At 64.6% G+C, this 17,808-nt stretch carries 17 protein-coding genes; 9 read left to right on the top strand and 8 right to left on the bottom strand.

Annotation, left to right across the window (positions count from 1 at the left end; genetic code table 11):
* Positions 1-5: 5 nt before the first annotated feature.
* From MTX34_RS23315 to MTX34_RS23300, 4 genes are read right to left on the bottom strand one after another with little or no spacing between them, the layout of a single operon-like run.
* Complete coding sequence (locus tag MTX34_RS23315; protein ID WP_243610981.1) at positions 6-839, bottom strand: SDR family NAD(P)-dependent oxidoreductase; 834 nt, start codon at positions 837-839, stop codon at positions 6-8.
* Positions 836-2,365 carry an NAD(P)/FAD-dependent oxidoreductase gene (locus tag MTX34_RS23310; RefSeq protein WP_243610980.1) on the bottom strand — a complete coding sequence of 510 codons (1,530 nt, stop codon included), beginning with the start codon at positions 2,363-2,365 and terminating at the stop codon, positions 836-838. Before MTX34_RS23310 ends, MTX34_RS23315 begins: the two co-directional genes overlap by 4 nt.
* Before the next feature lie 17 nt (positions 2,366-2,382).
* Complete coding sequence (locus MTX34_RS23305) at positions 2,383-3,471, bottom strand: PDR/VanB family oxidoreductase (RefSeq protein ID WP_243610979.1); 1,089 nt, start codon at positions 3,469-3,471, stop codon at positions 2,383-2,385.
* A gap of 17 nt (positions 3,472-3,488) precedes the next feature.
* Positions 3,489-4,403: a metal-dependent hydrolase gene (locus MTX34_RS23300; protein ID WP_243610978.1), complete on the bottom strand. Its 915-nt coding sequence runs from the start codon at positions 4,401-4,403 to the stop codon at positions 3,489-3,491.
* A gap of 104 nt (positions 4,404-4,507) precedes the next feature.
* Between MTX34_RS23300 and MTX34_RS23295 the strand changes: the two genes are divergently transcribed.
* The 6 genes from MTX34_RS23295 to MTX34_RS23270 all read left to right on the top strand — a co-directional run bounded on the left by MTX34_RS23295 (position 4,508) and on the right by MTX34_RS23270 (position 11,548).
* Positions 4,508-5,089, top strand: a complete 582-nt coding sequence (locus MTX34_RS23295) for a TetR/AcrR family transcriptional regulator (RefSeq protein WP_243594387.1) — start codon at positions 4,508-4,510, stop codon at positions 5,087-5,089.
* Positions 5,090-5,191: 102 nt separating this feature from the next.
* Complete coding sequence (locus MTX34_RS23290) at positions 5,192-5,944, top strand: IclR family transcriptional regulator (RefSeq protein WP_243610977.1); 753 nt, start codon at positions 5,192-5,194, stop codon at positions 5,942-5,944.
* A gap of 67 nt (positions 5,945-6,011) precedes the next feature.
* A complete protein-coding gene (locus tag MTX34_RS23285; protein ID WP_243610976.1) occupies positions 6,012-7,187 on the top strand; it encodes a 4-hydroxybenzoate 3-monooxygenase in 1,176 nt (391 codons plus the stop codon).
* Between the two features lie 71 nt (positions 7,188-7,258).
* Positions 7,259-8,461 (top strand): MFS transporter, encoded by a 1,203-nt coding sequence (locus tag MTX34_RS23280; protein WP_243610975.1) that lies wholly within the window; start codon positions 7,259-7,261, stop codon positions 8,459-8,461.
* 203 nt (positions 8,462-8,664) lie between these two features.
* Positions 8,665-9,975: an MFS transporter gene (locus tag MTX34_RS23275; RefSeq protein ID WP_243610974.1), complete on the top strand. Its 1,311-nt coding sequence runs from the start codon at positions 8,665-8,667 to the stop codon at positions 9,973-9,975.
* A gap of 88 nt (positions 9,976-10,063) precedes the next feature.
* Positions 10,064-11,548 carry an amidase gene (locus MTX34_RS23270; protein WP_243610973.1) on the top strand — a complete coding sequence of 495 codons (1,485 nt, stop codon included), beginning with the start codon at positions 10,064-10,066 and terminating at the stop codon, positions 11,546-11,548.
* On the opposite strand, the gene MTX34_RS23265 is transcribed toward MTX34_RS23270, so the two are convergent.
* A complete protein-coding gene (locus tag MTX34_RS23265; protein ID WP_121871918.1) occupies positions 11,545-12,597 on the bottom strand; it encodes an NAD(P)H-binding protein in 1,053 nt (350 codons plus the stop codon). The two genes, MTX34_RS23270 and MTX34_RS23265, sit on opposite strands and share 4 nt — an antisense overlap.
* A gap of 87 nt (positions 12,598-12,684) precedes the next feature.
* Here MTX34_RS23265 and MTX34_RS23260 point away from each other — a divergent pair, with 87 nt between their 5' ends.
* Both MTX34_RS23260 and MTX34_RS23255 read left to right on the top strand, forming a co-directional pair.
* Positions 12,685-13,485, top strand: coding sequence for an alpha/beta fold hydrolase (locus MTX34_RS23260; protein ID WP_121871919.1), 801 nt, complete (start codon positions 12,685-12,687; stop codon positions 13,483-13,485).
* On the top strand, positions 13,485-14,630 hold the full coding sequence (locus tag MTX34_RS23255) for a PP2C family protein-serine/threonine phosphatase (RefSeq protein WP_374640378.1): 1,146 nt from the start codon (positions 13,485-13,487) through the stop codon (positions 14,628-14,630). Before MTX34_RS23260 ends, MTX34_RS23255 begins: the two co-directional genes overlap by 1 nt.
* Here MTX34_RS23255 and MTX34_RS23250 read toward each other — a convergent pair.
* The 3 genes from MTX34_RS23250 to MTX34_RS23240 all read right to left on the bottom strand — a co-directional run bounded on the left by MTX34_RS23250 (position 14,607) and on the right by MTX34_RS23240 (position 17,480).
* Positions 14,607-14,966, bottom strand: a complete 360-nt coding sequence (locus tag MTX34_RS23250) for an STAS domain-containing protein (protein ID WP_243594376.1) — start codon at positions 14,964-14,966, stop codon at positions 14,607-14,609. The two genes, MTX34_RS23255 and MTX34_RS23250, sit on opposite strands and share 24 nt — an antisense overlap.
* A 67-nt stretch (positions 14,967-15,033) precedes the next feature.
* Complete coding sequence (locus MTX34_RS23245) at positions 15,034-16,365, bottom strand: MCE family protein (RefSeq protein ID WP_243610971.1); 1,332 nt, start codon at positions 16,363-16,365, stop codon at positions 15,034-15,036.
* 131 nt (positions 16,366-16,496) lie between these two features.
* Positions 16,497-17,480, bottom strand: a complete 984-nt coding sequence (locus MTX34_RS23240) for a sugar-binding transcriptional regulator (RefSeq protein ID WP_243610970.1) — start codon at positions 17,478-17,480, stop codon at positions 16,497-16,499.
* 122 nt (positions 17,481-17,602) lie between these two features.
* Between MTX34_RS23240 and MTX34_RS23235 the strand changes: the two genes are divergently transcribed.
* A partial coding sequence (locus MTX34_RS23235) for an aquaporin (protein ID WP_243610969.1) occupies positions 17,603-17,808 on the top strand: 206 nt, incomplete at its 3' end.

Below are 17,808 nucleotides of genomic sequence, written 5' to 3'. Positions count from 1 at the left end.
AAGAGTCAGTGGGCGTGTGTCTTCTCCAGATCACGGATGATGCCCGCAACTCGACGGTCCCGGACGAGCCTGCGTTCCAGAACCGGATTGAGAACTCCGCGGAACCAGAAGTACGGCGTCCATACGGCAGGCGCGACGAGCCGTGCCCGACGCGTGGCCACCGCCCGGACCAGCAATTTCGCGGCGCGTTGGGAGGGCAATCGCCTGCTCAGCGGCCACGGAAGAAATTCGCCGATTCGCCGGCCCATCGGATCGTTGTCGAGAGTGTGGCGTGCGAGATCGGTATCCACCACACCGAAGTAGGCAAGGCCGGCCGATGCTCCGACGGCGGCGAGTTCGATCCTCAGGGCGCGACCGAGCTGTTCGACCGCCGCTTTGCTCACCATGTACGCGGACCCACCCATGCCGGGAGTGAATGCGGCACAGGATGATACGAGCAGAATGTGACCCCCGCTCGCCACGATCTCGTCGGCTGCGGCCCGCACGATGTTGAGCACACCGCCGAAGTTCACGGCCATCACCGAGTCGAAGACCGCGCGGTCGATCGACCGAATCGTGGCGGGCGGCGGTGTGATGCCGGCGTTGGCGATCACGATGTCGAGACGGCCCCACGTGCTCACCGTCGCGGCGACGCAGTCTGCCATCGCGTCGGGATCGGTGACGTCGCCGGTGAGCAGCAGGATCCGTTCCGAACTCACGGCGTCCGGCGGAAAGTCTCGATCCACCACTGCCACCGAGGCTCCAGCGGATACCAATTCCGCGACCGTTGCGGCTCCGATTCCACGCGCTCCACCGGTCACCAACGCCACTTTCCCGGCCAGTTCCATACGGTTCTTCATGCAAGGTCCTCGGACGTCACGAGTTCGGTATCGGGACGCACATCTGCACTGCGCCAGTGGTAATGGCCGAGTTCGATCGTGGCCATACGCTGGGTGAAGTTACGCACCGAACCGGGCCAGTACGTCACGTTTCGGCCCGACGGGCTCAGGTAGTAGCTGCTGCACCCGCCGGAGTTCCACACCGAACCCGCGAGCGTGCGGTCGGTGTGTTCGGCGAATGCCGATTGCGCACGCATGCTCACCTCGAGCGAGGCGATCGCGTGGGAGTCCATAGCGCGCAACGCCGCGAGAATGTAGTTCACCTGCGCCTCGATGGTGACCACCTGTGAGGTGTACACCACCGAGTTGGGGCCGAGCAGCATGAAGAAGTTCGGGAAGTTGTGCACCGTCGTACCCCGGTACGACGACATTTCACCGTCGGGCCATTTGTCTGCCAACGACTTTCCATCGCGGCCGACGATGCGTCGGAAGCCTGAATGGCCGGAGACGGTGAAGCCGGTGCCGAGGACGATGGCATCGACCTCGTGCAGCGTCCCGTCGGTGGTGACGATGCCCTCGGGCACGATTCGAGCGATCCCGGTGGTCTCCACGGTGACGTTCTCTCGGCACAGTGCGGGATAGAACTTGTTCGAGAAGGTAGGTCGCTTGCAGCCGAATTCGTAACCAGGCGTGAGCTTCGCGCGAAGAACAGGATCCTTCACCTGGCGACGCAGGTGGGCACGCCCCATGGCCGTGAGCGGTGCCAGCAACGAGCGATGGCCGATGAGTCCGGGGACCAACGCTTCCTGGAACAGATCGAACACGCGGCGCATGGCCCGCTGGGCCCGGGGGTACTTCCTGAGCACGGATCTGCCGGATTCGGAGATCGGCCGGTCGGGGTGCGGAAGAATCCATGTCGGCGTTCGCTGGAACAGAGTCAGGTGTGCGGCCTCGGGGGCCAGACGCGGAACGAACTGGACCGCAGATGCTCCGGTGCCGATGACGGCGATGCGTCGCCCCTTGGCGGAGTGCTCGTGGTCCCACTTCGCCGAATGGAATACGCTGCCTCGGAACGATTTCAGGCCCTCGATCTCGGGTGTGGCCGGCTCGCTGAACGGTCCGAGGGCTCCGATGAGGATGCGCGCCGACCACGTTCCTGCACTCGTCCGCACCACCCATCGGGCCTGCTCGTCGTTCCAGGTTGCGTCCAGTACCTCGTGACCGAAGCGGATTCGATCCCGGATCCCGAACTTGTCGGTGCAGTCGTTGAGGTACGCCTCGATCTCGGGCTGCAGCGGGTACAGCCGCGTCCAGTCCGGGTTGGGCGCGAACGAGAAGGAGTACAGCGCGGACGGGATGTCGCACTGCGCACCGGGATAGGTGTTCACGTGCCACGTTCCACCGACGGCGGTGTCGCGCTCGAAGATCAGAAAGTCGCCGCGTCCTTCCTGCTCGAGTCGGATTGCGGCACCGAGACCGCCGAAACCCGCGCCGATGATGGCGACGTCGATCTGCGGCATTGCCGTGCCGGATTGTGTTGCAGTCATGAGAGTTCGAGCTCCTTCTACAGATCGAGGACGAGAACTTCGCCGTCGACGGCACCACGCGAGACACACAGGGTGAGAGAGTTCTCGCGTTCGGAGGCATCGAGAACGCGGTCGCGGTGATCGACGCGTCCGCCGACGAGACCGACCACGCACGCTCCGCAGAAGCCCTGGCGGCAGGAATAGGGCTGGTCCGGCCTCGACCGACGGAGGGCGTCGAGAGCGGTCTCCTGGGCACCGACCTCGACGGTCTCGCCGGAACGGTCGAGCTGCAACACGAACTGCGTGCCGTCGACCACCGTTGCGGGCGCGAACAATTCGGTGTGGAATTCACGGACGGCCGTACTCGAGAGGGCCTCGGCGCGAAGCCTGCTCGACAGTGCCGCAGGCCCGCAGACGTACATCGCGGAGTTGCCCATCCCGAGATCGACGATGTCCGCCGGAACGGGAAATCCGTCTACATCGTCGGTCTTGACGATCACCTGGCCACGCGAGGTCAGTGCCAACTGCTGCAGCACGGCGACGAACGGCAGACTCGCCCGAGAGCGACCGTGGTAGTACAGCGTCCACCGCGCCCCGTCCTGGGCGGCGCGTTCGATCATCGCCCGGATGGGTGTGATGCCGATTCCGGCGGCCACGAAGAGGTAGTGCTCGGCCTCGGCCATCGGAAAAGCGTTGCGGGGTCCGCGAACGCGGAGAACATCGCCGCGGGCGAGGGTGTGAATCTCGGTGGACGCGGTGCCGCCGTTGATCTTGCGGACGCTGATGCGGTAGCGATCATCTGCGCTGGGGCGACCGGCGAGCGAGTACTGCCGCACCGAGCCGGACGGGGTGGTGACGTCGATGTGCGCACCGGGCAACCACGTCGGAAGCGGTGCACCGTCTCTGCGAGACAGCAACAGTGAGCGAACGTCCTCGGCCTCGTCGATCGTGTCGTCGACGACGGTCTCGAATTCGTATCCGACGCGTCGCCGGGGCCGCGCAGGGGACAGGGCCGTCACGATCGACGAATCGGTGACGAGTGCGGCGTAGAGGCGGGACGCGGCACCGACGGCCCGCAGTCCCTTTCCCGGTGCTGTCGCGGTGATCTCGCGGAGATGGCTGTGCACTGGAGGTGCTGTAGGTGTCACCGCTGGGCCGCCAAGGCCGCGGGGGACACTGCCAGATACTGCACGGCCTTGTCGATGTCGCCCATCTTCGAAGGGTGGAAGCCCGGACGGATGTAGAGGGCGAGCTGTACGAACAGGAACGACAGACCGGGGATGAGGTTCTTGCGGGATGCGCGTGCGAAAGCGAGCGGCCAGGGGGTGCGCATTCGGCGCTTGCCGGTGCGCGGCGTGGCAACCGAATTCTTGTACAGGTACGCGGCGGTGCTGAACCACAGCACGGCCAACCCCGCGCTGGCTATCACCGCCGTGCGGGCGCGGCGGAATCCACCCCCGTCGACGTACTGGAACGCGTCGAATGCGACGTTGCGGTGCTCGAGCTCCTCCGCGCCGTGCCAGCGCAGCAGGTCCAGCATCGTGGGGTCGACGCCGATGCGGTCGAATTGTGTGTTGTCGAGCAGCCATTCGCCCACCACGGCAGTGAAGTGCTCTGCCGCTGCATAGATTCCGAGGCGCTCGTTCAGCCATGCTTTTCCGGCGCGGCCGGTGAGTCCGTGGTCGCCGAACACCACACTCACGGCGAAGCGAATGCGCTGCAGAATCGGTTCGATGTCCACTCCGTGCGCGACGAGGTAATTGCGGAAGCTCTCGTGGGAGGACGCGTGCGTTGCTTCCTGGCCGACGAATCCGACGACTTCCTCGTGCAGTCGCCGGTCGTCGATGAACGGCAGGGCGCGGGCGAACACATCTGCCATCGCGCGTTCCCCCTCGGGCAGGACCAGGTGCATCACGTTCCAGAAGTGCGTGGCGTACCACTCGTGAGGGATGTATTGCAGTGGAACGCCGGACCAGTCGAATGTCACCGCGCGCGCCACTATCGCGTAGGACTCGTCCGTGTAGCGCCCGTTCGAGTCGACCGTCTTGTTTCGTGACATTTCGAACCCCGTTTCTTCCCGATGCCGAACTCGATGCTACATAGCAACACAAAGTGTTGCAATGTTGCATTCAGCTCGAGTCGGTCGACCGTTAGGATCGAGCGATGCATCCTGACGGTGACGACGGCCCGATTCTCGATGCCGCCTTGGAGCTGTTCGGTGAGGTCGGAATTCCTCGGACCACCATCGGCGACGTCGCCAAGCGCGCCAGGATCAACCGGGTGACCGTCTATCGTCGGATCGGATCCAAGGACGACTTGGTCCGGGCCGTCATGGCGCGGGAGTCGTCGCGACTGTTGGTGGCGGTGACGGCTGCGGCCGCGGAGCAGACGTCACGGGCGGATCGGGCGGCGCACGGATTCGCCACGACCATCGACTCGGTGCGCACCAATCCGGTGCTGCTCACGATGTTCGATTCCGAGAGTTCGTTGGTGCTCGAGCAGTTGACCACGAATGCGTCGGCCTTGCTGGGGCCTGCGATCGACGCTGCCGCGCACATCGCAAGGGGTGAACTGCAATCAGATACGTTCGCGGTGCCCGACGCGCCGGAAATCGTAGTACGCGTTGTTCATTCGATTCTGTTGACGCCGACGGCCGCTGCCCCGCTCGATTCGTACGACGATCTGCTTGCGTTTGCACACCGCAACATCGTGCCGCTGCTCGTCAGTGGGGACCACCGTAACTGACAGTTGCACTCGAGCAGCTGCGTGCCGAACTCGAAGTTAGGGATGGATTTGCGTCCGGATTCATCCCTAACTTCGAGTTCGCCGGGGGCTATCGTCGTGCAGGTGGCAGGCAATACGCGGGATCCCGGGGCATCGGTGGCCTCGCGACTGTTGGCTCTGCTTGCGGCGTTCGACGAGAAGACCCCTGCGCTCACGCTGACGGAGCTGGCGGACGGTGCCGACCTGCCCGCTGCCACCGCGCATCGTCTGGTGCGTGAACTTGTCGACTGGGGCGCGCTCGTCCGCGGCGACGACGGCCGCTACGTGGTGGGGAGGCGACTGTGGAAGTTGGGCTTGCTGGCACCGGATCAAGCCGATCTGCGAGAGGTCGCCTCGCCGTTTCTGCACGACATCTACGGCGCGACGCTCGCCACGGTGCACTTGGCCATTCGCGACGGCGACGAGGTGCTCTACCTCGACAGGTTGGCCGGACACGCGTCGGTTCCTGCGGTCAGCCGGGTCGGAGCTCGCCTGCCCCTGTATGCGACCGGAGTCGGCAAGGTGTTGTTGGCCTACGCCCCGCGCGAGGTGCACGATCGCGTGCTGAGGAACCTGGCCCGCATCACCCCGTACACGGTGACTCATCCGGGAACGTTGGACGGTGAATTACGTCGCGTGCATCGTGAGGGGTACGCGCAGACGGTGGAGGAAATGACGCTCGGGGCGTGTTCGGTGGCCGTGCCGGTTCGAGGCGAGGACGAGAGTGTGGTGGCTGCGCTGGGCATCGTGGTGCCGAGTATCGGTCGTGATCGAGCCAGATTGGTTGCAGCTCTGCAGGTTGCAGCCCGAGGGGTCCAGCGAAGCCTGCGCGAGTGACTGCGGTATTTCCACTGAGTGGAAGTTCTGTCTTGTTCGCGGCATCGACGCGCTGTGTACTCGATGCATGCGTACACAGGTCGCCATCATCGGTGCAGGGCCCGCGGGTCTGCTGCTCTCCCATCTGCTCGCGGAACAGGGAATCGACTCCATCCTGATCGAGTCGCGCACCCAGGAGTACGTCCTGTCTCGAATCCGCGCGGGCATCCTCGAACACTCGACGGTCCAGTTGCTCGACGACCACGGCCTCGGCGAGCGGTTGCATCGCGAAGGTCACGAGCATCGCGGAATCTACCTGCAGTGGCCGGAAGAGCGGCACCACATCGACTTTCGTGACCTGGTGGATCGAAGCGTGTGGGTGTACGGGCAGACCGAGGTGACCAAGGATCTCGTGGCGGCCCGGGAGAAAGCGGGCCAACAGATCTACTACGACGTCTCCGACACCGCGTTGCACGACGTCGAGTCCGACGCCCCGTACGTCACGTTCACCGATGCCTCGGGCACCTCGATGCGGATCGACGCGAACGTGGTTGCCGGGTGCGACGGTTCCTTCGGCCCGAGCCGCGCCGCGATGCCGGATTCGGTCCGAAGTACATGGGAGCGAACGTATCCGTATTCGTGGCTGGGGGTGCTCGCGGATGTGGCACCCTCGACCGACGAGCTCATCTACGCCTGGCATCAGGATGGATTCGCGATGCACTCGATGCGATCGTCGACGGTCAGCCGGCTGTATCTGCAGGTTCCGAACGGCACCGACATCGCCACGTGGTCCGACGAACGGATCTGGGATGCGTTGGCACGCAGACTCGGTCACGGTCAGGACGGTTGGGAGCTGACGCCGGGGCCGATCACCGAGAAGAGCGTCCTGCCGATGCGCAGTTATGTGCAGACACCGATGCGATACGGCAACCTGTTCCTGGCCGGCGACGCAGCGCACATCGTTCCGCCTACGGGTGCAAAGGGCCTCAATCTTGCCGTGGCCGATGTGGCCCTGTTGGCACCGGCTCTGACGTCGTTGCTGGGCAAGAACGACTCTCGCGCCGCCGATACCTACAGTGACGACGCCCTCCGACGCGTCTGGCGCTGCACCCACTTCTCCTGGTGGATGACCACGATGCTGCACACCGGAGACGATCCGTTCGACGCGCAGTTGCAACTCTCGCAACTGAAATGGGTGGCGTCGAGCGAAGCAGGTGCCAGGGGACTGGCGGAGAACTACGCGGGACTGCCCATCGGATTCTGAGTCGGCCGTCGCGGCATCGACCCTGTCGTTCGTTACCCTTGCGGAACAGCGAGAGAACAGGGTAATTCACAGTGTCTGATATCGACGCCGCCTCGGCGCGCACGGCCGTGGCGGTGCGGGCGACCTATATCGCGTTCATCGGGGCCGGCTTCGCCTTCGCCAGTTGGGCTTCTCGGATCCCGCAGGTGCGCGATCGCCTGGAACTCACCTCATCTCAGCTCGGGATCGTGTTGCTCGCCATCGCAGTCGGATCCCTGCTCGCGCTGCCGATGTCCGGAATCATCATCAACCGCTTCGGGTCTCGGCTCACGGTCACCGTGATGTCCCTCGTTCTTGCGGTCGGTCTGACGATCATCGCCAGCGGCTATCTGGTGGGTGTAGTGCCGTTGCTCATCGGACTGTTCGTGCTCGGATTCGCCAACGGTGCATGGGATGTCGCCATGAACGTGCACGGTGCGGTGGCCGAACGTCGTCTCGGACGCTCGATCATGCCGCGGTTCCACGCGGGTTTCAGCGCCGGCACTGTGGCCGGAGCCCTGATCGGCACTGCGATGGTGGCGCTGAACATCTCGGTCACGGTGCACCTGCTGACGGTCGCAGTCGTCATCGTCGCAGCCATTCCGTTGGGAGTTCGCCATTTCCTGAACGAATCCGATGCCGAACCCGAAACGCCGACCCCCGACACCACGCGGCCGCACGCCCTTGCTCGGTGGAAGGAGCCGCGCACCCTGTTGATCGGTGTCGTGGCGTTGTCGTTCGCGTTCGCCGAGGGCAGCGGAAACGATTGGCTCAACATCGCATTGATCGACGGTTACGACGCGTCGGCCGTGGCTGGAACCCTCGCGTTCACCACGTTTCTGGTGGCCATGACCGCTGTGCGGTGGTTCGGTAACGGGTTGCTCGATCGATACGGTCGTGTCGTCGTTCTTCGCGGCTTGGCCGGGGTATCGGTCGTGGGGGTGCTGCTGTTCGTCCTGAGTCCTGTTGTGCCGCTGGCCTTCGTGGGTGCCTTTCTGTGGGGAGCGGGCGTCTCTCTCGGATTCCCGGTTGCCATGAGTGCTGCCGCCGACGAACCGGCAGCCGCAGCCGCCCGCGTGAGTGTGGTCGCCTCCATCGGATACTTCGCTTTCCTGGGAGGCCCGCCCCTCATCGGCTTCCTCGGCGGGCACGGCGACGTACTTCGGGCGTTGCTCGTCGTCGCCGCACTCCTGGCGGGCTCGTTGATCGTGATCGGAGCACTGCGACCCCTACCCGGGTCGAATTCGAGGCATTGATCGTTGCGAGGACGGGTGGGCGCGTCGAGCGAATCCCGGTTCAGGCAGCGAGCGGTCTGATTGCGTCGAACAAACAGGCGTCGGGTAGCCGTTCTACACTCCTACCGTCCATGCCGACCAGGAATGCGGGTTGACGATCGACGCGCGAACGCGAACGCCGCAGAACTCGATTCCCGCAGACACAGATCCACGGAGGCTTCGTCATGACCACATCCACCGCGTCGGACGGAGTGCATCCAACGATCGATCGGCGCCGTCAGCTGATCACCGGCGGAGTCGGTCATCTGATCGAGTACTTCGATTGGAGTGCTTACTCGTTCCTGGCGATCTACTTCGCCCACCAGTTCTTCCCCGGTGGTGAGTCCTCGCTCGTCCCCTTGCTCAGCACCTTCGCCGTCTTCGCCGTCGGCTTTCTGGCGCGGCCGGTCGGCGGGATCGTGCTGGGGAAGGTCGCGGACCGGCGCGGCCGCAAAGCTGCGCTGAGTCTGTCCGTCGCGATGATGGGAATCGGGAGCCTGATCATCGGGCTCTCGCCGACCTTCTATCAGGTCGGTGTGCTGGCACCGATCGTTCTGGTGATCGCCCGTCTCGTTCAGGGATTCTCGACCGGTGGCGAATTGGCCACGGCGAGCGCATTCTTGATGGAATCCGCCCCCGACGATCGCCGCGGGACATTCACCAGTTTCACCAATGTCACCTCCAGCGCGGGCAAGGTTCTGTGCTTGGGCATCATCACCGGCCTGGTTCACCTCGTCGGTACGGAGAACATGAGCGAGTGGGCCTGGCGCGTACCGTTTCTGATCGGAGCAGCCGGTGCGGTCGTGGCCTGGTGGATACGCCGACGGGCTCAGGAAACGCTGGCGGCGGCGACCGATTCCGGCGAGGTGGAGCGAGTGGCGCGGATGAATCGCGGGAGTTTCGCCGAGTTGTTCACCGACCACCGCGGTGCGTTCTGGAGAGCATTCGCCATCGCTGCCCTGACGGGCGCAATGTTCTACGCATGGGGCAGCTTCGTCCCCACATGGGCGGTGGTGACCGCGGGTCTGGACAAGGAAAGCGCCGTGCTGATATCGACCATCGCTTTCGTCTTCTACGGGCTTCTCCAGGTCCCGCTGGGGCGACTGTCCGACCGCATCGGACGACGTCCGATGCTCCTGACATTCGCACTCGGCAACAGTGTGCTGACCGTTCCCCTGTTCCTCCTGATCTCCTCGAATGCACTCGATACCCTGCTCGTTCAGTGCGCAGGTCTCGCGCTGACCGCGATTGTCATGTCGATCAGCGGTGCCATGGTCGGTGAGATGTTTCCCAGTCACGTCCGGGTGCTTGCGACCGGCACGGCAATGTCGTTCGCAACAGCGATCTTCGGTGGCACGGTCCCTCTGATCGGAACGTGGCTGCACAGTGCCGGGGCAACCGAGCTCTTTCCGGTCTACCTCGTAGTCCTCAACGTCGTCGGGGCGATCGTGTTGTGGCGAATTCCCGAAACGGCCCACGCACGACTTCTTCCCTGACATCCCGTGCGACACGGAGTCGACCGAACGACCATCGGTGCCGGCCGGAATGCGTCGGCTGTGACGGACGTCGCACTAAGCTGCTGTCATGCGCATCGACGAGTATCGGAAGTACGACGGTCTTGGCCTGGCCGAGTTGGTTGCCAATCGTGAGGTGACACCGCGCGACTTGCTCGATTGTGCACTGGGACAGGTCAAGTCGATCGACCCGCGGCTCAATTCGGTGGTGCGGGTGATGTCGAAGCAGGCAGACGAGCAGCTGACGCGGCCGCTGCAGGGACCCTTTGCCGGTGTGCCGTTCCTGATCAAGGACCTGTCGCAGGACTATGCAGGCCTGCCCACATCGAGTGGATCGCGTTCGTTGACGGATCTGGCGATGCCGGAGCACTCCACGGTGGTGCAGCGCTGGCTCGATGCCGGCCTGGTGATTTTCGGCAAGACCAACACCCCGGAATTCGGGGCGAAGGGAATCACCGAACCTGCTGTGCACGGTGCGACTCGAAACCCGTGGGATTGCAGCAGGACTCCCGGTGGCTCGTCGGGTGGGTCGGCCGCAGCGGTCGCGTCCGGCATCGTTCCCGTGGCCGGGGCGAACGACGGCGGTGGATCCATTCGGATTCCGGCGGCGTGCTGCGGACTGGTCGGGCTCAAGCCGGGACGCGGACTGGTGCCGTCGGGACCGACCTTCGGTGAGCCGATGCACGGGGCAGCGGTGCAGGGCGTAGTGTCGCGATCGGTGCGCGATACCGCAGCGATGCTCGACGTGCTGGCGGGCGGCGAGGCGTCGTCCGGCTACTTGCCCGCGCGTCCGGACGGAACGTTCCTGTCTCGAGTGGACAAGGATCCGAAGCCGTTGCGTATCGGCATGTATGCAGTGACATCGGTCAATCCGTCGCCCCACCCGCAGGCCGTCGCAGCGATGGAATCGGCGGCGAAGACGCTGACCGACCTCGGCCACACCGTCGAACTTCTCGACGCCCCGCCGTACGACGACAAGAGCCTCAATCGCGAATTCCTGTTGGCCTGGTTCACCTACCTGGCGTGGGAGATGGACGAGGTCAAACGCAGAACCGGTTGCAGCGACGACGCATTCGAGCGTGACACCCGAATCATGGCGGCTCTGGGCAGAGCTGCCAGTGGCATCGACTATCTCGACGCGGTGGAAGGCCGCCACGTACACGTTCGGGCGCTGGCGACATACTTCGAGACGTACGATCTGCTGCTGACGCCCACCCTGGCCGAGCTACCGCCGAAGATCGGTGCGTTCGACCTCGCGAAGCCGCTGCAAATGGCGTCGGACTTGTTGTTGCGCAGTAGAACTGCCGGCTTGCTTCGGCACACCGGCATCGTCGATCAGATGATCGACGACAACATCTCGTGGATTCCGTACACCCAGTTGGCCAACGTCACCGGCCGTCCCGCGCTCTCTCTGCCCGTCCACTGGACCCCCGAAGGCCTACCGATGGGCGCGCACTTCACCGCGCCGCTCGGCGGCGAGGCGCTGCTCGTCCAACTGGCCGGCCAGATCGAACGTGCAGCGCCCTGGGTGGATCGCTACGACACTCTCGACTAGCGGGTCGCTCCCAGTTGAACCTTGCCCAGAATTCCCGACGGCCGTTGCCGCACATGGCCGTCGACGATGTCGACGACTCCGCCGGCCCATTCGGGATCGGTGTCGGCGGCAGCCTGGGGATCGGCGTGGGCGTCGGTGCCCTCCTCGGCCACCACGGTGATGGAACGCTGCAAGGCCTCTCGGACGCTCATCAGCGTCGTATCGGGCTCGGTGAACACCTCCGTCGCGGCGTTGCCTCGACGCACCACCATGTCGTGAGTGAGGCTGTCCACCAACGAGATCACCGTGCCCGGAGGCATGCCGGTGATGGTTGCGACGGCGCGGCCCACCAATCCGGTCGGCAACAGCGGAACCGGAATCTGGGCGCGGCGCAGGCCCGCAACGCTGCCGTACGCCTGCAACAGTTCCGGATAGCTCATCGTCTCGGTGCCGCCGATGTCGAACGAACCCGGACGCGCGGTGTCGCCGAGAGCACGAGCGATGATGGCGACCACATCGACGACGGCGATGGGCTGCACCTGCCTGCGCATCCACGTCGGGATGGGCGTGAGCGGCAGACGCTCGGTCATCCGTCGCACCAGCTCGAACGAGGTCGATCCCGAGCCGAGGATGATCGCCGCCCGCAGCACGGTGGCGTCGACCGAGCTGTCGAGGAACGTCTCCTCGACCTGCAGGCGAGAGCGCAGATGATCGGACAGCGGGGTTCCGTCGTCGGGGATCAGGCCGGAGAGGTAGACGATCCGGCGCAGGCCGTTGCGCTCCGCGGCGGCGGCCATCGACTGCGCGGCGTGTCGATCCTTCTCGACGAAGTCGCCTTCGTCCATCGAATGCACCAGGTAGACGACGGCGTCCACATTCTCGGTCGCAGTGTCGAAGGTCTCGTGATCGTCGAGGTCGAAGTGCACCGCGGTGACGTGAGCGCCCCAGGCGAAGCGTGACTTCTTGCTCGGATCGCGCATGGCGGCGTGCACGTCGTGACCCTGTTCGAGGAGGACCGGGATCAGCCGAGACCCTATGTATCCGGTTGCGCCGGTGACCAGCACTCGCATGTAATTCTCGTTTCTGTAGACATGAGGCCATACCCCGTCGGAGCAGTCTCACTCCCCGGCGTCGGAGGCAGATGACACACTGTCCGGGTGAGTGCGCGTATCAGGAACAACGTGAGGGTCGTCGGGGCAGTCGACGGGCCCGTGGTGATGCTGGCTCACGGGTTCGGGTGTGACCAGACGCTGTGGCGTTCGGTGACCGATATCCTGGCTCCGGTTTTCAGGGTCGTGCTCTTCGATCACGTCGGGTCCGGCGCGTCGGACCCCTCTGCGTGGGATGCCGACAAGTACGCGCCGCTGGAGGCCTACGTCGACGACATCGTCGATATTGTCCGGGAACTCGATCTTCACGATGTGACGTTCGTGGGTCACTCGGTGGCGTCGATGATGGGTGTTCTCGCGGTCCAGGCGGCCCCCGAGCGGTTCGACAAGCTCTTTCTGCTGACACCGTCCCCTCGGTACATCGACGACGGTGACTACCGCGGTGGGTTCAGCCGTGAGGACATCGACGAGCTGCTCGAGTCGTTGGACAGCAATTACCTGGGCTGGTCCGCATCGATGGCACCGATCGTGGTGAATGCGCCGGATCGCCCCGATCTCGAGAACATGTGGACAGCGAGCTTCTGCCGAACCGATCCCGAGTGCGCACGGGTGTTCGCCCGCACCACCTTCCTGTCCGACAATCGCGCTGATCTGGCCGGGGTTGCCCTGCCCACGATGATCGTCGACTGTGCGCGGGATTCGCTGGCACCGCCTCAGGTCGGCAGATACGTTCACGAACACATCGCCGGCAGCACCCTGAAGACCCTCGACGCCAGCGGGCACTGCCCGCACGTCACCGAACCCGAGCAGACCGCCGAGGCGATTGCGACCTTCGTGAGATCGTCGTGATCAACGACCTCGACATCGAGGACCTGTACGAGAACGCACCCTGCGGCTATCTGTCGGTTCTTCCGGACATGCGGATCGTGAGACTGAACTCGACGCTGGCGAATTGGCTCGGCTTCGACGTCGACGCCTTGATCGGGACCGACTTCACCCACCTTCTCACCGCCGGTGGCCGGATCCACTACGAGACCCATTTCGGTCCGATTCTGCGTATGTCAGGACAGCTCGACGGCATCGCGCTCGATTTCGTGACGTCGGATCGTCGTCGGTTGCCGGTGTTCATGACCGCGAACGTCAAGACCGACGGGTCCGGCACGCCGGTACTGATTCGCATCACCGCGCTCGACGCCAGGGACCGGCGCACCTACGAACGCGAGTTGCTCGAGTCCCGAACGCGAGCGGAGCTGCTGGCGAAGACACTGCAGCGGTCGTTGCTGCCGCCTGCGCTGCTGCCGCCGTCGGGAATGACCGCAGCCGCGCACTATCACGCGGCATCGAGCGACGAGGTGGGTGGAGATTTCTACGATCTGTTCCCGCTGTCGGACGACCGCTGGGGATTCTTCCTCGGCGACGTCTGCGGCAAGGGTGCGTCGGCCGCAGCGGTGACGTCGTTGACGCGGTACACCCTGCGCGCGGCCGCGGTGTACGACCACGACCCGGTCGCTGTTCTGCACAATCTGGATTCGGTCCTGCGGCAGGAGTTCCGCGAGAACGACGCGCAGTTCTGCACAGCGGTGTTCGGCGTGCTCAGTCGTTCGGCCGAGGGATTCGAGGTGTGCATGGCCAGCGGCGGTCATCCGCCTCCGCTGGTGATGCGCGCCGACGGCAGCGCACACTACGTCCACATGACGGGTGGGCAACTCGTCGGAATCCTGCGTCATGCGCGGTTCGTGCCTGCCACCGTGACATTGAGCGCAGGCGACACCCTGCTGCTCTACACCGACGGCCTCACCGAGGCACGGGTGAGCACAGGTCGATACGACGACGAGGGTGCGCTGCTGGAGTTCGCGACCGCCCATGCCCCGGCGGCACCGGCGGGCATCGTCGAGGATCTACGGGTCCTGCTGAACAGCTTCGGCGACGGATTGGCCGACGACGCAGCAGTGATGGCGCTGGGAGTGTCGTCAGTCGAGAGCGGCGAGGGCTGACGCCAGATCTGCGTGCAGCGCGAATTCCTGATCGAGGCCCATCAGTTTGATCGGGCGGCTGGTGGTCGGCCCATCGGCGACCACCGAAAAGGCGACGGTGTCCCCGTGGTCCTTCTGCGTCGTTGCCAGCACGGTCATGGCAGCCGAGGCCAAGAACGAGACCTTGCTCAGGTCGACGATCAGTGCAGTAGGCGTGGTGGCGATCTGTGCGTCGATCGCGGTCGACAATGCGGGGGCCGTGGTGACGTCGAGTTCACCGGCGACCGCGACGACGGCCGCGCGGCCGTCGTTGCTGGACTGGATGGAAAATCCGGCGGTGTTCGTATCGGCTGGCATGTGTGCTCCTGAATCGTTACCCGCCGCGCTCGTCGACGGGGCATGCGGACCATTCAATCAGTAGGTCCTACTCGAACGTGACCTGCGTTCCTCTGAGTGCGGGAGCGCCGACCGTCGTGGTCCAGGACGGCACTGCGTCGGGCTCGATCCCCGTGGCCCCGCCGTAGAGGACGGCCAGGGTCTGCTGCTCGGTGATCGAGCCGGCGTAGGAGGCGGGCACGGGGGAGAGCTGCGGAACCGGAAGTGACGGAATGTCCTGTTCACCGGGGTTTCTCGACGGCACCTGGTACGAACCGTCGTTGGGGGAGCTGCCCGGGTACTGCGGGAAGTATTCGCCCGTCGAGCGGTCGAGGGAGGTGTAACAGGTGGGCCCGCGGTCCTGCTCGAACAATCGCGGCTCGTCCTGGTTGGGCAGATACCGGCCCTTCGGGTTGACGAACGGCATCGAGACGTTGATGCCGGGATACTCGTCACCGTCGCCGAGCAGGATCTTGCCGCGTCTGGCACCCTCGGCGAACTGTGAGACGGTGCAACCGAGGGCAGGCGAGAATTCGGCGAACACCTCGAGGGCCTCGCGTGAATTCGCGGCCAGTCCGATGATGTCCGCGGAGTTGGCGTCGAGGAAGTCGGCGGTGGTGGTGGAGGCGGATGTCAACGACGCGTAGAGCGTCTCGAGGGCCGGGCGCTTCTCGACGACGGTATTGCCCGTGGTCCGCAGATTGTCCAGTGCGTTGATCAACTCGGGGGCGGCATCGGCGTAGGTCTGCGAGAAGTCGGCCAGACCACGCAGGTCCTCCTGAATTGCCGGCAGCTCTGTGTTGAGCCCGGCGAAGATGTTCTCCAGGCGGTCGATCGTCAGGCCGAGCTCCTCGCCGCGACCGCTCAGTCCTTGCGCCAGCGCACCGAGCGTGTTGGACAGGTCCTGCGGCGGCACGGCCTGGAGCAGAGGCAACAGGCCGTCGAGCAGTTGTCCTACCTCGATGGCGTTGCCGCTGCGATCCTGCTTCAGCACGGTCCCCTCGGTGATCGGCGACGCAGGCTTGCCGTCCGGCAGAACCAACGCGACGTATCGTTCGCCGAACAGCGTCTTGGGCAGCAACCGCGCGGTGGCGTTCGACGGGATCATCTCCGCCATGTCCGGTTCGATTGCCAACTCCGAGGTGACGACGCGACCGGCTGTCGATGCCGATCGGACTTCGCCGACGATCATGCCGCGAACTTTGACGTCCGCATTGCGGGGAAGAGCGTTGCCGACGCTGTCGGTCTCGAGGGAGACCGTCACGACGTCCTTGAACGTCTTGTTGTACGAGGTGACACTCCACCCGACGAATACGACGATGAGTACGACGAGAGCGAGTCCGAGGAGTCGGTTCTGGACCGGCGAGGGGGAGCCGGTCATGGATACGTCGCAACGACAACAACAGCCATGTCGCGAACCTTAGTGCTACACGACGTAACACTTACTACCGAAAGTCGGCTTGTGAGATGGACTTAGCACTTCGTCACAAATGTGATGTGAGCCATAGGCCGTCAGCCACGCGAGCGCAGAATCAACTGCGCCGCGCTGATGTCGTCGATGACGAGGTCGGTGATCAATCCGCCGCGCAGGGCGGCGGTGAGGGCATCGAGCTTGGACGCTCCAGCGACGATGCACACCCGCCGCGGAACCACCTTGAGTCGATCCAGGCTCGGTCCACTCGATCTGTCGTTCAACGCAATTCGGTCGTGGCTACCGTCGGATCGCAGGAACACGGTGGCGATGTCGCCGACGACGCCGTCGCGCTGGAGCTCGGCTCGATCCTCGCGCTCGAGGTAGCCGGCGCTGTAGACGTGACTCGGAACGGCACTGCTCATGACGCCGATGCTGAACACGGCGAGGTTCATCCGATCCTGAAGTTCGAGGACTCGTTTGATGCTGCGTTCACGCCACAGGTGTCGGCGGGTTTCGGGGTAGTCGAAGAATGCGGGTACCGGAAACCCCTGCGCCACAGCGCCGTACGCGTCGGCAAATGTTCTGATGATGTCGGTGGCGTAAGAGACTCCCGTGGTGCGGGTGTTGGCTGCGCCGTTGAGTTGCACGACGGTCGAGTTGTGGGTTCGTTTGGGTGCGAGCTTGCGACTGACGGCGCTGACGGTGGTTCCCCAGGCGACTCCCATCACCATGTCGGACTCGAAGAACGACGTCAGCAATCGGCCGGCGAACGTGGCTACCCGATCGAGGCGCTGCAATTCGTCGACGGTTTCCGAGACGGGGACGACGTGTGCACGAATGTCGTACAGATCGGCGAACGCACGCTCGATTCGCGGTGCCTGGCCGAGTGGTGTGGAGATCTTGATCTCCACGAGGCCGGATGCCCGGGCGAAGGTGATGAGTCGTGAGACGGTCGAACGAGATACGCCCAGCTCACGGCCGATCGCCGCCATCGTCAAGTCCTGGAAGTAGTACAGACGCGCCGCCTGGGTGGCATGGCCGGTCCTGGGATCCGATTCGGGGTCGATGGGCGGTTCCGTCACCGGCACCAGTGTACGACCGATTTGCACATATGTGCACCAGCTGTGCAACGCAGTGCAGGCCGTCTACCGTGGCAAACAGCACGCACTGTGGCGTGCATCACCAACTTTGCGGAGGCTACACAATGGCTCGTAAGGAACCGGAATGGGGACTGCCGGCGCACATGGCTGCCGAGTTCGCCGGAACCATGATTCTCATTCTGTTCGGCGTCGGCGTCGTCGCGCAGGTGGTCTCGGGCGGTGAATCGGGGAGTCTCGGAGACCACGATTCGATCGCCTGGGCCTGGGGGCTGGGCGTGATGTTCGGCATCTACGTCGCGGGCCGTATCAC

The organism is Rhodococcus sp. ARC_M5, assembly GCF_022810405.1.
Classification (GTDB): domain Bacteria; phylum Actinomycetota; class Actinomycetes; order Mycobacteriales; family Mycobacteriaceae; genus Rhodococcoides; species Rhodococcoides navarretei.
The sequence above is the reverse complement of the archived record's forward strand: the minus strand, read 5'-3'. Positions and strand labels throughout refer to the sequence as shown.

Excerpts from the sequence above, each read along its gene's own strand:
- MTX34_RS23275 (WP_243610974.1), top strand. The coding sequence starts at position 8,665 with ATGACCACATCCACCGCGTCGGACGGAGTGCATCCAACGATCGATCGG.
- MTX34_RS23245 (WP_243610971.1), bottom strand. The coding sequence starts at position 16,365 with ATGACCGGCTCCCCCTCGCCGGTCCAGAACCGACTCCTCGGACTCGCT.
- MTX34_RS23295 (WP_243594387.1), top strand. The coding sequence starts at position 4,508 with ATGCATCCTGACGGTGACGACGGCCCGATTCTCGATGCCGCCTTGGAG.
- MTX34_RS23265 (WP_121871918.1), bottom strand. The coding sequence starts at position 12,597 with ATGCGAGTGCTGGTCACCGGCGCAACCGGATACATAGGGTCTCGGCTG.
- MTX34_RS23310 (WP_243610980.1), bottom strand. The coding sequence starts at position 2,365 with ATGACTGCAACACAATCCGGCACGGCAATGCCGCAGATCGACGTCGCC.
- MTX34_RS23250 (WP_243594376.1), bottom strand. The coding sequence starts at position 14,966 with ATGCCAGCCGATACGAACACCGCCGGATTTTCCATCCAGTCCAGCAAC.
- MTX34_RS23285 (WP_243610976.1), top strand. The coding sequence starts at position 6,012 with ATGCGTACACAGGTCGCCATCATCGGTGCAGGGCCCGCGGGTCTGCTG.
- MTX34_RS23315 (WP_243610981.1), bottom strand. The coding sequence starts at position 839 with ATGAAGAACCGTATGGAACTGGCCGGGAAAGTGGCGTTGGTGACCGGT.
- MTX34_RS23270 (WP_243610973.1), top strand. The coding sequence starts at position 10,064 with ATGCGCATCGACGAGTATCGGAAGTACGACGGTCTTGGCCTGGCCGAG.
- MTX34_RS23300 (WP_243610978.1), bottom strand. The coding sequence starts at position 4,403 with ATGTCACGAAACAAGACGGTCGACTCGAACGGGCGCTACACGGACGAG.